Origin of the sequence: Lysobacter enzymogenes, assembly GCF_017355525.1 — a bacterium.
GTDB lineage: Bacteria > Pseudomonadota > Gammaproteobacteria > Xanthomonadales > Xanthomonadaceae > Lysobacter > Lysobacter enzymogenes_C.
The window spans coordinates 2,253,021-2,269,310 of sequence record NZ_CP067395.1; the positions used below are offsets into that span (position 1 = coordinate 2,253,021).

Annotated in this window: 3 protein-coding genes; 2 read left to right on the plus strand and 1 reads right to left on the minus strand. The window is 65.9% G+C overall.

The genetic code is table 11. The features are described from left to right. The first annotated feature begins 175 nt into the window (after positions 1–175). Together JHW38_RS09370 and JHW38_RS09375 are read left to right on the plus strand one after the other, a co-directional pair. A complete protein-coding gene (locus JHW38_RS09370; RefSeq protein WP_207525674.1) occupies positions 176–15,043 on the plus strand; it encodes a putative Ig domain-containing protein in 14,868 nt (4,955 codons plus the stop codon). Next, a complete protein-coding gene (locus JHW38_RS09375) occupies positions 15,040–15,432 on the plus strand; it encodes a hypothetical protein (protein WP_207525675.1) in 393 nt (130 codons plus the stop codon). The genes JHW38_RS09370 and JHW38_RS09375 overlap by 4 nt, the downstream gene beginning before the upstream one ends. 564 nt (positions 15,433–15,996) lie before the next feature. On the opposite strand, the gene JHW38_RS25455 is transcribed toward JHW38_RS09375, so the two are convergent. Further along, a complete protein-coding gene (locus JHW38_RS25455) occupies positions 15,997–16,203 on the minus strand; it encodes a transposase (RefSeq protein ID WP_242691299.1) in 207 nt (68 codons plus the stop codon). Positions 16,204–16,290 lie beyond the last annotated feature (87 nt).

Consider the following 16,290-nt stretch of genomic DNA (forward strand, 5'->3'; position numbering starts at 1 on the left):
CCATAGGCGCAATCAATCGGCCCCAGGTGAGGCGTCCCGGCAGCGGGGGTGGCTCCTGCGAGAGACGGCCCCTGCCCCAACTCCACCAACACGCCGCCCTAAACTTTTCCGAAAAACTGCCGAGAAGTTCTCATATTAGGCCGCCCCCAGCGGCGGCCGCCAATGGGAGCGGCGCATGTCGGCAATCGTTTCGGGGATCGGTCTGGGCTTGTACAACGGCTCGGCGGGGCAGATCGGCAAGGGGCTCGGCGGCAGCGCCCGGCTGGGCCAGGGCAAGGACGAGCAATACGTCAATATCGCCACCGGCAACCTGGTGCTGCGCAGCCAGGACGAATTCCTGACCGTACGCGGCCTCGGCCTGGCCGCGGTGCGCACCTACAACAGCCGCGGCCAGCTCTCCGACAGCGGCGCCGATGCCTGGATCACCGGGTTCGAGCGCCGGGTCGAACTGCTCAGCGGCGCCCTCGACGCGGCCGGCAGCGTCATGCGCCGCTACACCGGCGACGGTTCGTACCAGGACTTCGTCTACGTCTCGGCCGGCCTGTACCGCTCCAGCACCGGCGACGGCGCCCACGACACCCTCAGCCGCGACGCCGCCAGCAAGCGCTGGACCTGGGTCGAAGGCAGCAGCCGCCGCGAGGAGCAATACGCCGACCACGCCGACGCCGCGCTCAAGGGCCGCCTGACCCGGATCCGCGACCTCAAGTCCGACGGCACCGCGCCGGCGACCTGGAACGTGCTGTACGACGCCGCCGGCCGGGTCAGCGAAGTGGCCGCGGCGGAAAGCGGCACGGCCGACGCGTTGCTGTACACCTACGACGGCAACGGCCGGCTGATCGCGCTGTCGACCCGCACCGACGGCGTGGTCCGCGAGCAGGTCACCTATGCCTACGACAGCGCCGGCCGGCTCAGCTCGGTGCTGGTCGACCTGACCCCGGACGACCCGGCCGGCGACCGCGACAGCTGGGACGCCGCCAATGCGGCCAACAACGACGGCTACCTGCTGCGCACGGTCTACACCTACGCCGACGCCACCAGCCTGAAACTCGCTCAAGTCAGCCAGAGCGACGGCACCGTCGTCAGCTACACCTACGACGCCCAGGGCCGGGTGCGCACGCTGACCCGCGGCGACAGCAACGCCAACGACGCCGACGGCATCGGCCAGACCCTGACCTTCACTTACGACGACGCCAACCGCAGCACCGAAGTCGCCGACTCCACCGGGCGCTCGTGGGGCTACGTCTACGACGCCGCCGGCCAGCTGACCGAAGTGCGCGCGCCGGCAGTGGGCGGCCTGCGCGACGTCGTCCAGTACAGCTACGACGCGGCCGGCAACCTCACCCGCATCAAGACCCTGCGCGGCAGCGCCACGCTGTCCGAGACCGTCTACCAGTACGACGCCAACGGCAACGCGCTGTGGCAATGGGATACCGTCGATCCCGTCACCGGCACCGCCGCGACCGCGGTCCAGCGCACCTGGACCGCGAACAACCAACTCGCCTCGGAAACCGTCTACACCGGCCTCGACGCGGACCGCGAACTCGGCGCGCAGGCGCCGGGCGGCGGACTGACCACGACCTACGTCTACGACGCCCAGGACCGCCTGCGCTTCGCCGTCGGCGCCGACGGCGCAGTGCAGGAATTCGAATACCACAGCACCGGCGCCGGCGCGGGCCAGGTGGCCAAGGCGCGCCGCTACCTCGGCGCGGCCTACACCGGCGCAACCACGCTGTCGGCGCTGAGCGCCTGGGCGACCGCCGCGCAGCGCGCGCAAAGCACGCTGGCCGAATCGAGCTACGACCTCAAGGGCCGGCTCGCGGGCACGACCGCGTACGCCCGGGTCGACGGCTCCGGCAACGGCGTCGTCGACGACGCAGCCGAAATCGTCCAGTACCGCTACGACGCGCGCGGGCTGCTGATCCAGCGGCAAACCCTGCGCAGTTCCACCGTGCTCGCCGACGACGCGCGCGATGTGGTCCAGACCACGAGCTACGTCTACGACGGCATGGACCGGCTGCTGTCGGAAATCGTCACCGAGAAGACCGGCACTGGCGCCGAGCAGGTCAAGCGCAACGTCAGCCAGTGGGTCTATCAATCCTCGGCCAACACGGTGCGCATCGTGGTCGAAGGCGGCAGCGTCGGCGACGGCGCTACCGGCAACGACCGCGTGCGGCTGGAAGTGCGCGACGCCAGCGGCCAGCTGATCCGCGTCACCGAATCGGCCGTCGGCGGCGGCGACGCCCGCACCCTCGCCCGCCATTACTACGACAGCGCCGGCCGCCTGCGCGCCAGCGAGGACGCCGGCGGCGCGCGCCGCTATTTCTTCTACGACGAACAAGGCCGGCTGGCCGGCGACGTCGACGCCACCGGCGCGGTGGTCGAATACCTGCGCGACGATCTGGGCCGGATCCGCCAGACCCTGAGCTATGCCAACCGCGTCGACACCAGCGCCTGGCTCGTCGCCGGCGCCGTCGCGCCGGCCGCACTGTCGGCGATCCGCCCGAGCGCCAGCGCCGACGACCGCAGCGCCACGCGCGGCTACGACGCGCTCGGCCGCCTGCTGACCGAACGCAGCGGCGACGGCGCCATCGCGACCTACAGCTACGACGGCGCCGGCCGCCTGTTGCAGGTCGAACACAAGGACGGCGCCGGCAATCGCCGGGTGTCGCGCTCCTTCTACGACGCCGCAGGGCGCCTCAGCGGCGAACTCGACGCGGAAGGCTATCTGGTCGAATACAGCTACGACCTCGGCGGCCGCCGCATCGGCAGCAAGGCCTACGCGAACGTCACCGACGGCGCCCAGCGCGCCGCCGGCCCCCTGGCCCAGCTGCGCCCCGCGGCCGATGCCGACAACGACCAGAGCACGCGCTGGTTCTTCGATGGCCGCGGCAACCTCGTCGGCCGGCTCGACGCCGAAGGCTATCTGACCGAAACCGTGTTCGACGAAGCGCGCAACGAACGCGCGAGCAAGGCGTATGCGCTGCGCCTGACCGGCTTGACCGGCAACGAAACCCTGTCCGCGCTGCGCAGCGCCGCGGCGTCCGGCGAAATCCGCGAAACCCGCCGCAGCTTCGACGCGCTCGGCCGGCTCAGCGCCGAGCGCAACGCCGAAGGCACGCTGACCCGCTACAGCTACGACGTCCAGGGCAACCTGGTCCGGGTCGAGCGCGCCGCCGACACCAGCGAAGTGCGCGAAAGCCGCCTGCGCTACAACGTGTTCGGCGAACTGATCGGCGAACTCGGCGGCGAAGGTTCCGCGCGCGCGCTGCCCGGCATGAGCGAGGCACAGCTCGACGCGCTGTTCGCCCAGTACGGCGTGCGCCACAGCTACGACAGCCTCGGCCGCCGCATCGAAAGCATCGATGCCGCCGGCCACAAGACCTGGAGCTTCTACGACGCCGCCGGCCGCGAGACCTACACGGTGCGCGGCGTCGCCGACGCCAACGGCGTAGCCAACGCGCTCGGCGAGGTCAGCGAGACCCGCTACACCGCGTTCGGCGAGGTGCGCGACCGCACCGCGTACAGCGGCCGCATCGTCCTGGCCACGGCCGGCAGCCGCGACAGCGCCGCCGCCGCGATCGCCACCTTGGCCTATGTCGCCGCCAGCGACAGCCGGCGCAGCTTCGGCTACGACGCGCGCGGCCTGCTCGCCACCGCCACCGATGCGGAAGGCCAGCTGCGCCAGTACACCTACAACGCCTTCGGCGAGCGCATCCGCGAAGCGGTGCTCAACGCCGGCGCGACCTCGACCATGGAAACCGACTACGACCGCCGCGGCCTCGCCATCGCCGGCCGCGACGGCGTCGGCACCGCGCTGGCGCGCTCGACCTCGCTCGCGTACGACGCCTTCGGCCGGGTCATCCGCGCGACCGATGCGCGCGGCGTGCCCACGACCTATCGCTACGACCGGCTCGGCCGCCAGCTCAGTTCGCGCATCACCGTGCTCAATCGCGAGCAGGTGGTGGCCACCGCCTACGACGCGTTCGGCCGCACGATCGGCGTCACCGACGCCTTGGGCCGCACCACCACCAGCGTTTACGACACCGCCAACCGCAGCACCACGGTGACCACGCCGGAAGGCGTCGCGGTCAAGACCTTCTTCGACCGCCACGGCCAGCAGGTCAAAGTGACCTCGCCGCTGCCGGGCGGCGCGGTCGCCGAAAGTACTTACGCCTACGACCGCGACGGCCACTTGGTATCGAGCACCGACCCGGTCGGCCGCACCGCGACCAGCGAGTACGACGCGCGCGGCCTGCTCGCCGCAACCGTCGACGGCAGCGGCCGCCGGATCGAACTGCGCTACGACGCCGTCGGCCGGCTGTTGCGGCGGATCGAGGATCCCGCCGGACTGGCGCTGACCACGAGCTACCGCTACGACGGCCAAGGCCGCAAGGTCGAAACCACCGACGCCAGCGGCCGCGTCACCGCCTACGCCTACGACCGCGAAGGCCGGCTGACCCAGGTTGCGCTGGATCCGGCCGGGTTGAACCTGCGCACGACGTACAGCTACGACGCGCAGGGGCGGCAGGTCCGCGTTACCGAGGGCGCCGGGACGGCGGCGGCGCGGACGGTGCAGTACGACTACGATGCGCTCGGGCGGCGCGTGGCCGAACGCATCGACCCGGACGGCTTGAACCTGCTGACCGCCTACGCCTACGACGCCGAGGACAATCTGATCCGGCGCACCGACGCGAACGGCAACGTGACCCGCTTTTACTACGATCAGGCCGGACAGCTGATCTACACCATCGATCCGCTCGGCGTAATGACGCGCAACTGGTTCGACCCGGCGAGCCGGGTCGTGGCCAACCGCACGCTGATCCTCCCCATCGACGCATCCACGCTGAGCGACGGCACCACGATCGCCGAACTCGATGCGCGCATCCCCTGGCACCAATTCGATCCGCACACCTTCACGGTCTACGACCGCGACGGGCGGCCCCGGCTGATCATCAGCGGATCGACCCGGATGCAGGAGCTGATTTACGACGCGGCCGGCCGGGTGGTGGCGACCCGTCGCTATGCGGCCTTGTGGCCGGACTTCAGCAACGCGCGACTCGACAAGTTGTATCGGGGCGACATGCTTGCGGACGAGTCGGAGCTGGCGCTGCTGCGCAACGACGCGCTCGACCAGATCACCTACAACGTCTACACCGCCGCCGGCGAACTGCGCACCACGGTCGACAATTCCGGCACGGTGGTCTCCTACGTTTACGACCGCGCCGGCCGCATGGTGGTGCACAAGCGTTATGCGCATGCCGCTCAGTTCAATCCGACCCTGCGCGCCAAGCTCACCGCCGGCACCGCTTCGCCGCAGGACGTGATCGACGTCACCGCAGTCGACAACGCCGCCGACCGCGTCGCCTACACCAGTTACGACGGCGCAGGCCGCGCGCGCTACAGCATCGACGCCAACGGCGGCGTCGTGGAAACCTTGTACGACGCTGCGGGCCGGGTTGCCGGAAGCCGGGCCTATGCGAACGCCGTTGCGCTGGATGCCGTCCTGAAGCCGCAACTCGTCGCCGGCGACAGCGCCGCTTTCGCCGCCTTGCGCGATCGCCTCGCCGCTTCCGCCGACAACGCCCGCGATTCGCGCGAATACCGCATCTACGACGGCGCCGGCCGCATCGCCGCGGCGGTCGACGCTGCGGGCTATGTCGCGGCCCGCGACTACGATGCCGCCGGCAATCTCATCCAGGAGCGGCGCCAAGCCCGGGCCGCGGCGCTTTCCACCGCGCTGTGGTCCAAACTGGCCGCCGGCACCGCCAGCCTGGGCGAACTCGCCGCCGTCGCACCGCGCGACGACAGCGCGGATTCGGCGACGCGGCGCGTCTACGACGCCGCCGGCCGCGAGCGTTACGCGCTGACTCAAACCGCCGCCGGCCTCTATACGGTCGAGGAACGCCGTTACGACGGCGCCGGCCGCCTGATCGCTGCGTTGCGCTACGACAGCGCGATCGCGCTCGGGTCGGAGGCAACCGTCGCCACGGTGGAGGCCGCGTTGAACCTGTCCGGTTCCCGCGCGGACGGCCGCTATCGCCAGACCCGCTATGTCTACGACGCCGACGGCCGGATGCGCTTCACCATCGACCACCTCGGCGCCGTCGCCGAACAGCGCTACGACGGCGCCGGGCGCGCGGTCGAATCCCGGAAGTACGGCGGCTACATACCGGCCGGCACCGCGATGACCGAAGCGGCCGTCGCCGCCGCCGTCGCCGCCATCGCCGACGTCCGCAAGACCGTCACCGCTTACGACGCCGACGGCAATACCCTCAGCGTCACCGACGCGCTCAACCAGACCCGCCGCTACGCCTACGACGCGCTCAGCCAACTGCGCGGCTACACCAACGCCAACGGCCACACCTGGAACTACGACTACGACCTCGCCGGCCGCCGCGTCGCCGAGTTCAGCCCCGAAGTCGCCATCGGCAGCGCCGACACCGCCGGCGTGCAGAGCGTGCGCAACGGCCGCATCGTCACCCGCACCGCCTACGACGCGCTCGGCAACGTGCTCAGCCGCATCGAGAACGCCGACACGGCGCAGTCGCGCACCACCCGTTACGTCTACGACAACCGCGGCCAGCAGATCCGCACGATCTTCCCGGACGCCGGCCGCATCGACCAAAGCACCGGGCAGTTGCTCGCCACCGGCGTCCAGCCGACGCTCGAAGTCGGCTACGACGCGCTCGGCCGCGCCGTGGTGCAGAAGGACACGCGCGGCTATTACAGCTACAAGGTCTACGACGGGCTCGGCCAGCTGGCGTACGAAGTCGACCAGGAAGGCTACGTCACCGGCTACGCCTACGACGGTTTCGGCCAGCAGACCCAGCTGCGCCGCTATGCGCAGCGGATCAACGCCGCCGCATTGACGGGCTGGAGCGAAGGCCAGCCGATCTCGCTGGCGCAGGCGCAGGGCGCGGTCGCCGCGTCCGCTTCCGACCGCACCCTGACCACGCGCTACGACCAGCGCGGACTGGCCGTGCAGGTCGAGCAGTCGCAGGTGAGCTACTACACCTCGTCCGGCGCCGCGGCGGCCGGCACGCCGACCGTGCGCACGACCTACGACGCCTACGGCCAGAAGGTCAAGGAATCGACCCTGCTGGAAGGCAACGCCGGCGGCGCCGATGCGCGCTGGGCCGATGCCTGGCTCTATTACGATGCCGTTGGCCGCAAGACCGTCAGCGTCGACGCGGAAGGCTACGTCACCCGGGTCAGCTACAACGCCAACGGCGAAGCCGTGGAGAGCGTCGAATACGCCAAGGCGGTCTACACCGGCGGCCTAAGCACCGCCGCGCCGCCGGCGCAGCCGCCGGCCGGCGATGCGGTCAGCGGCTACGACCGCGTCACCCGTTGGGGCTACGACGCGCTCGGGCGCAAGACCAGCGAGGCCGCCGTGCGCCATTTCCAGGGCGTCGACGGCAGCGACGGCGTGCGCGACGTGTTTCGCCAGTTCCGCTACGACGGCGAAGACCGCGTCACCCAGATCATCGACGACACCGGCATCCTCGCCACCACCTACGACGCGCTGGGCCGCGCCATCAGCGTCACCGAGCCGGTGCGGCGCGTCATCACCGACAACAGCATCCAGCCGCTGCTCGACGACGCCACCCGCGATCTCAACCTGAGCTGGCTGTACGAATACTCCTCGCCGTACACCGAAATGCGCTACGACGCGTTCGGCAACGTGCTGCTGACCCGCAAGTACGCTACCGGCAAGCGCAGCGACGGCAGCGTGACCGGTCACGCCAAGGATCAGCTCGAATACATCCGCTACGACTGGCAGGGCCGCGCGGTGGCGGTCGGCGCGGCCAACGGCGATACGCGCTACAGCGAGTACGATGCGGCCGATCATGTGGTGCGGCAGTGGTATGCGCTTTGGGGCACCCAGGCCGCCTTGAACGCCACGGTCAATATCGACTACGTCTACGACAAGGCCGGACGGCAGACGCAGCTTCACCAGTTCCGGATCCTGCCGAACTGGAATGCCGACGACAGCAAGCAGAGCGTCGAGTACAACGCCTTCGGCGAAATCGTGCGCAAGACCCACGGCGCGCTGCAAGGCGCGTTGAACTACGTCTACGACGCCGCCGGCCGCCTGACCAGTTCCAACGAAAACTACGGGATCCGCAACTTCGGCTACAACCTCGCCGGACATCAGGTGCGCGAACAGCACGTGGTCGCCACCAGCGAAGGCCAGCGCGTCGACGCCGTCACCACTACCGTCGTCGACCGGCTGGGACGCACCGTCCTCGTCCGCCAGCCTTCGCACACCGCCGACCCCAACCTCAGTTCGACCCTGCAGCAGGTCAGGGACCGCTGGGGCAATGTGCTCGAAGCGGTCGACGCGCGCGGCTACCGCACCAACTACCGCTACAACGAATTGAACCAGACCACCCGCGACGAGCGTCCGCTGGTCGTGGCCGTCGGCGAGAACGGAGCCGGTGCGTGGACGCGTCCGGTCAACCAATGGTTCTACGACGCGCTCGGCCGCCTGATCGGCACCCGCGACGCCAACGGCAACCTGCGCATCCAGGAACTCGACGCCGCGGGCCAGTTGGTCCGCAGCATCGATGGCCTGGGTTCCGCCACCCTCTATGCCTACGACGCGCTCGGCCAGCAGCGGATCGTGCAGAATGCGGCGGGCTATCTGACCTATAGCGAGTACGACCAGTTGGGGCGGCTGGTCGAAACCGGCGACTTCCTTCCGAACGGCGTCGGCAACCGCACGCGCAACCGGCTGCAAAGCTACGTGCTGAATCAGAACGGCGACCGCACCAAGGTCACCGACGCGCTCGGCAACGCCACGCTTTACGACTACAGCAGCACCCATCAAGTCGCGCGCGTGCAGACCGCCGGCGGCTCGTTGACCCATTACGGTTACGACGTGATGGGGCGCAAGACCGCCGAAAACTATGGCGTGCTGGGCGCCGCGATTCAGGACCGCGACGGCGAAACCGTGTACCTGGACCAGCTCACCTGGGACTACGACGTCTACGGCCGCCTGATTGACCACAACAACCTCGGCGGCCGCGATTTCGACTATCACTACGACGCCGTCACCGGGCAGATCACCGCCGAAACCCAGAGCGGCGGCGGCGCGGCCGACTTCGTCCGCTACACCACCTACTACGCCAACGGCCGGATCAAGGCGCTGCACGAGAACGGCTCCGCACCGACGTACCGCTACGAATACGACGCCGCCGGCAACCGCACGCTGGAGGAGGTCAACACCACCGACGGCGCCGGCCAACCGGTCCGCACCGTCACCCGCACCTGGTACGACAGCAACAACCGCATCGCCCGCGTCATCCAGGACGATCTGGTCGTCAACAAGCGCATCTTCGACCTGAGCTACGCCTACGACGCCGCCGGCAACCGCCGCAGCGTGTCGGCCACGTCCAGCTACGGCCCCGATGCGCCGGGCATTCCGGTCTCCAACAGCGTCCCGCAGACGCTGCAAACTCCGGCCGACCGCGCGATCCGCCGCAGCCTGAGCTCGCAGTTCTCGCTGCTGTTCAGCGACCTGTTCCGCGACGCCGAACAGGACCCGCTGACCCTGCAGATCTCGCTGGAAAACGGCCAGCCGCTGCCGTCCTGGCTGAGCGTGCAGCGCGACCCCAGCACGGGCTGGATCACCTTCACCGCCAACCCGCCGGCCAACGCCGCCGACCAGGACCTGCGGATCAAGCTGGCCGCGTACGAAACCAACGCGCCGAGCCAGAGCGCCTTCACCGTCTTCAACCTGTACCTGCGCGAGAACGTCGCGCCGCGGCGCTACAACGACAGCGTCGAGACCCTCAAGGTCAAGACCGGCGACAGCTGGAACAAGGACCTGCTGGCGACCGACTTCTTCTACGACCTCGACGTCGGCGACCGCCTGCGCCTGAGCCTGGACAACCCCGCGCAACTGCCGTCGTGGCTGAGCTGGGACCAGAGCGCACAAGCCGTCGTGCGCCTGCGCGGCACCGCGCCGACCGGCACCTACACGCTGCAGGTACGCGCCACCGACGACAAGGGACAGTCGGAGGTCAAGACCATCCAGATCGTGGTCGCGCCGAACAACGCGCCGACCGGTCCGGGCTCGCTGCCGGCGGCGTACGTGGTGACCGATCGCGACGTGACCTGGCAAGTGCCGCTGTCGCAGGCCTTCGTCGACGCCGACGGCGACCGGTTGACGCTGTCCGCGAGCGGCCTGCCCGCATGGATGAGCTTCCAGCGCACCACCGTGCAAGGCCAGACCTACCTGAGCCTGTCGGGCCGCCCGCCTGTCGGTACGCCGTCGGGTCAGGTCTACAACATCGTGTTCACCGCCACCGACACCAGCGGGGCGAGCCGCACGACGACGTTGACCATGACCACGCGTCAGGCCAATAGCCGCCCGCAGCCGCCCTCGACCATCCCCTCGCCGCCGACCGCGGTGATCGGCGTCAGCGGCGGCTACTGGTACCAACTGCCCGCCTTCACCGACGCAGACGGCGACGCGCTCAGCTACCGCCTGAGCGAGATCCCGCCCGGGCTCAACTTCAACCCCGCCACCCGCGTGCTCAGCGGCAACCCGACCACGCCCGGCGTCTACAACCTCGTCGTCTACGCCGACGACGGCTTCGGCGGTGTCGGCCAGGCCAATATCCAGATCTGGGTGCGCAACAACCGCACGCCGGACCCGACGGTCATTCCGAATCAGAACGCGATGGTTTCGGTCGGTTGGTACTACCAGCTGCCCGAACGCTACGACGCCGACTACGACGAGGTGAGGTACTCCTTCAGCGGCCTGCCTGCGGGCATGGGCTACGACGCGTCGACCCGCACCGTCGGCGGCGTGCCGACGACAGCCGGCACCTACACCGTCACCGTGTATTCCAGCGATCCATACGGCGCGGCGTCGAGCTCGCAGTTCGTCATCACCGTGGCGCCGCGGCCGCCGCAGAACTTGGCGCCGTACGTCAACCGCCAATCGCCGACGGTGTACTGGAACGTCGGCACCAGCAATCCCAACCTGATGCAGTACGCGTTCCTGCCGGCCGACACCTTCGGCGATCCGGACGGCGACGCCATGTCGTACCAGTTGCTCAGTCCGAGCGGCTGGACCTATTACATCAACGGTTACGGCCAGCACGTCATCCAGCACGTTCCGCCGGCGCGCACACAAGGCTGGATCGACGTCTTTCCCGTCGTCATCCGCGCCACCGACAGCAAGGGCGCGTATGTCGACATGGCGTTCGACATCCAGGTCACCACGGTCTGGGACGGCGGCAGCCCGGGCGGACCGATCGACCCGCTGAGCCTGCCAGGCGGCAGCGTGCTGTCGTTCGAAATGGGCGCCCCGCAGAGCCTTGCGGCTCCCGCTCAAACCGCCGCCCTGCCCACACCGCCCGGCCCGACCCAGAGCAAGACTTACTGGTACACCTACGACGCCGAAAACCGCATCAAGATCAACAACGGCGCGCTGACCGCCGACGGCATCGCCCTGGCCGGCGGCGGCTACCAGAACACCTACGACGCCGCCGGCAACGTCGTGGCGCGCGTCAGCATCTTGCCCGACCAGACGGCCCCCAGCAGCGGCCTGATGGAAACCCGGATCGACCGCTCCGACTGCGACCTGCGCGGCAACCGCACCGTGGAGTACCACACTCAGGTCATCCGCGGCGGCCAGATGGCCAGCAACGGCGGCGTGTTCAAGCGCATGACCTACGACGCCAACAACCGCCTCACCGGTTCGCTTAGCTATTACGGCATCGGCGCGGAATACCAGGAGCGCTTGCCCGATGGCGAAGTGCGCTTCTACGAATACGGCGGCTGGCTGCACGCGGCCGAACACTACGAATACGACGTCGACGGCCGCCTGAAGCTGCAACATGCCTGGGAGCGCGTCACCGGCGACGGCAGTTGGGTGGTCGCCGCATCCAACGACAACGTCAACAACCGCCAAAGCACCGACATCGGCGTCCTCGGCTGGCGCGGCAGCACCCACTACGTCGTCACCCTCGGCGACGCCAAAGCCACCGGCTACGACGCCCTCGGCCGCCTGACCACCTACATGGTCTACGGCATGGCGCCCGACAACCGCCAGTACATCCACACCTACACCAACACCTACCAGGGCTGGGAGAGCTACCAACTCGTCTCCACCACCGGCACCAGCAACCACAACAGCTTCAAGCCCACCACCAACACCCTCAGCTACGACGCCTTGGGCCGCCTGATGTCCCAGCGCGAACACACCACCCTGCGCAACGGCAGCATCGACGACCGCATGCGCTACTACGCCTACAACGGCGACGGCGCGGTGATGCAGCGGCGCGAAGGCCGCATCAACGACAGCGGCCAGTTCGTCCAGGACGGCCCGATGGGCGCGGACAACTTCCGCCTGATCCACGCCGGCGGCGTGCAACAGGCCGAACTGCGCCAGACCAGCTACAACCGGACCACAGGCAACCAATACGCCTACAGCAACCAGTTCGTCAGCCTCAACGGCCTGGGCGGCTACGAAGCCGGCGACGCCGCCAGCAAGGTGATGCCGCTGGCCGGCGAGACCCTGCGCGGCTTGGCGCAGCGGGTCTATGGCAGCGAGTTGATGTGGTACCTGATCGCGGAGGCGAACGGGTTGAGCGATCCGGCGAAGGAGTTGGTGCCGGGGTTGGGGTTGGTGGTGCCTAAGGCGGTGGTTAGCAGGAACGATTCGTCGACGTTCAAGCCGTATAACCCGGGCGAGGCGATTGGGTCGACGTCGCCGGAACTGCCTTACATTGCGCCGCCGCCGAAGGATGGCTGTGGTGGGTTTGGAATCATCATGATGGCGATCGTAGTCGTCGCAGTTTCGTTCGCCACCTGGGGCACGATGACTGCTCCCACTGCCAGTGCGATGGGGGCTGCCGCCAGCGCCACGGCCGTTAGCGTGTCGACGCTTGGGGCGGTTGGCTCGGGCGCGGCGCTCACCGCCACAGCGGCGCTAGCCCCAAGCTTAGGAACCGCAGTTCTAGCGGGAGCCACCGCAGGCGTCGCGGGCAGCATCGCCGGGCAAGCCGTAGGCAGCATGATGGGTGTTACCAGCTTTAGCTTGCGTAATGCATTGTCTGCTGGCGTTACCGGAGGCTTGACCGCTGGTTTGGGCAACTTGATGGGAGTGAGCGGCGTTCAATCCGCTCTCGCGCAATCGCCGGTGAAAGCAGCGGGGATGGCATTGGGAGGTGCCGCGGCCAGCTATATCGGTCAGAAGATTGCGGGAATCGACCAAGGCTTCAGCTGGCGCGCGATCGCCGCGAATGCGGCGTCTCAATACATTTCCGCAGGCATCAGTGCCGCGATTGGCCAGCCCGCACCTCAATTGTTCGGTGGTACCGGTTCGATGCTGGGCGACTTCTCCGACAGCATGATCGGCGGGGTTGTCAGCCTTCATACCCGACGAGCATTCGGCTTCAATGACGATATCGACTACAAGCGGATAGCGCAGGACGCTTTCGGCAATGCGCTGGGCAATGCGATTGGTCGGGGCTACTTCGCTCAGAGCAGCAAATCCGGCCAGTCGAGAAGATCGATGGGCGGCGTCGAGGATAGCGGGGAAATTCAAACCGCCTCCGGCCGGATCGCCCCGTCTGTTGTATTGGACGACAGCACGACACGTGAGGGCCGCGCGGCGAAAATCGACAACGGATGGGACGTAGGCCCTTTAAATATCAACAATAACGTTGTTGATCGGGAATACCGCCCCGTTCTCGTGACCGCAGTTAGAGTTGATGACCTTCAGATCGACTCTGCAGATCTTCGAGAAATGCTTGAGCGAGATGTTTCCGCGATGTACAACGCGGGGCCTGAATCAATTGAATTCCGCCCGTCGCCCTGGGTCGAGCAGTATTCAGAGTCACTCCGAAGCCACCCAAGCCCTGTCGCGTCAGCCATCGACCAAATACGCCAGGGCTTCTTGCGCCCTTATCGCCCTGGAGATCTGATAAAGACCCCGGAGCACGTCAACGCACGTCTTGCTGCCGCAAGATACGCATCTGAGCGCGCTGGATACCTCGGTCATTTGCAAGGAAACACCGAGTCGATAGACTCAGAAAGGTGGTCTGCCGAGCAACAAAAGCGGCGGTACGATTTGGCCGCCCCATACTTGCCGGCCGAGATCCATAGGGACTACGCGCAGCGCCTCTACAGCCTCGAACAGAAGGATGACAAAGCTCCGAACGACTTCAGAGAAATGCAGCGCCTCAGGGGAGAGCTTGATGACATCGCGTCGTTCTATATACGAGGATCGAGTACCGGATCTAGCGTCACTCCCGAGGAAGTAGTCTTTCAGGCAGAGGAGAACGCACGCGAAGCAAATAATATGATGGCCGGGCAAGTTTTTGCTGGATCAGCAATCGGCCTTTCTCGTGTGGCGGGCCTGAACGAGAGGCAAAGTGGTGAAATGGCGTCGCTAGTTACAGAAAATGTAATGAGCTTCGCCCCCGCCAGTGCAAATAGAAGAAGACTGGCCTCTCCATCAAGGCGCTCTCAACTGACTGGCTCAAATCAAGTCCAGGAAGAAGCCGCAGCTCTTGCCCGAATTAAAGATGCCAACGCCAATCAATCAGCCAAAGCATTAGACTCCCGCATAAATTCCAGAGCCTTCCCGGAGTTTGACAATCCCACTAAACTCACTGAACATTTCGAGAAGCACGGGGCAAGGCTGGGCGCAACGAGCGAAGCCGAATATTTAGAAATGGGCTTATACGCGATCCGGAGCGGGCATAAAATCAGATACAAATACCCCCCAAGTGGCAATGCCGCAGAAAAAAGAACTGGATACATTGCCTTCTTAAGAAACTCTAACGGAAAGAACAATACAATTGCCAAGATGGCTAATGATCCGCACGGAGGCTCACCTAGCGGCCAAGCTTATTTTGTTTTCGTGGGCACCAACAATTATGGGAAAATTACAACTATACATATAAAGAATCGGACGGAAGTTTTTAGAATGATCGGTGACACATCGCAGTCCCATTTCAATAAAAGCAACACCAAATTACAAAGCAACTCAGACTACACAGGATACCCTTCCCGATGAAAAACATCACCATTGTTCGCCTTAACGAAATAATGGAAGACGAAGTTACGATCAGTTCTGGCGAGGCAGAATTAATCTGCACCTCGTCAAATGGGCTCGGCCCCATAAAAATCGGAGAAACCTATCTTGCGCAATTATACATTCAAACCTTTGACGACCACTTCCTTCAAAGACACACAGAGCAAACAGGCGACAAGATTAAGCAAATAGACGAAACCTATTCCTATGAAATCACTGGAACATTCATCGATAAAAAAATATATTCCTGTGGATTTGAATTTGACGCCTCGTTTCTTTGGGACACACCTGAAGGCCCGTCCGACGAGAAAATAACCATCTACGCAGATCGGATAGAAATCGTTTTCCATCACGATGAAGCACGAGCCTAGCACCCTATTTTCTATCGCACTAGGATATTGGCTTGAGAAAACAGGGGTCAGAGTGCACTTTCCGCCCCATCCTCGGTGGACGCACACACCATGCGCGGCCGGCCGATCTTCGTCGGCCCCGCTCGCCGCTGCAACCTGGCGTTCAAACATTTCGCGAAATCGATCGGAGCCCAACGCATGCCGGCGCTGAAGCCGTAGACGAACCAGTCGCAGTTCTTCCGCGGTGATCGAACTCCCTACAAGTTCGCGATAGACCTTCCGTCGAGAGTCGTCGTCCAGACTCAATCCCAGATAGGCCGGATGCGACCTGATCAGTGCGTCATGCACCCCTTCGGCATTCGATCTGAAGCTTGACCATCGATAGTCCCTTGGTGCGGTGACCATCGCCGCACGCACCGGGTTGAGTTCGATGTATCGATAGCAACTCAGCACGTACGTTTCGTTGTCGACCGGGCAAGATTTGTAGCGTCCGTCCCAGAGCGTGCCTGTGCGACCATAGCGGTCATTTACATAGCGCACATAGCGACGTACTAGCGCTTGCATCAACGTACTCACCTGCCCCACTTACGACGGCGTCAGGAGCAGATGCACGTGATTCGTCATCAGCACGTAAGCGTGGATAACGCATCCGCTACGGACGGAGAGTTCTTTCAAATCGCCCAGATAGCGGACATAGTCGACCTCCTGGAAGAAACACGGCTGACGAACATTGCCACGTTGGATCACATGTCGGGGAATACCGGGCAAATCGATCCGGGGCAGACGAGGCATATCGCGCCTCCAGGGGGGGAATTGAACGCACTATGCGGATGATTGGTCGCCAGCGTGATCCGAATTTTCCGCATATCATCTTAAGGG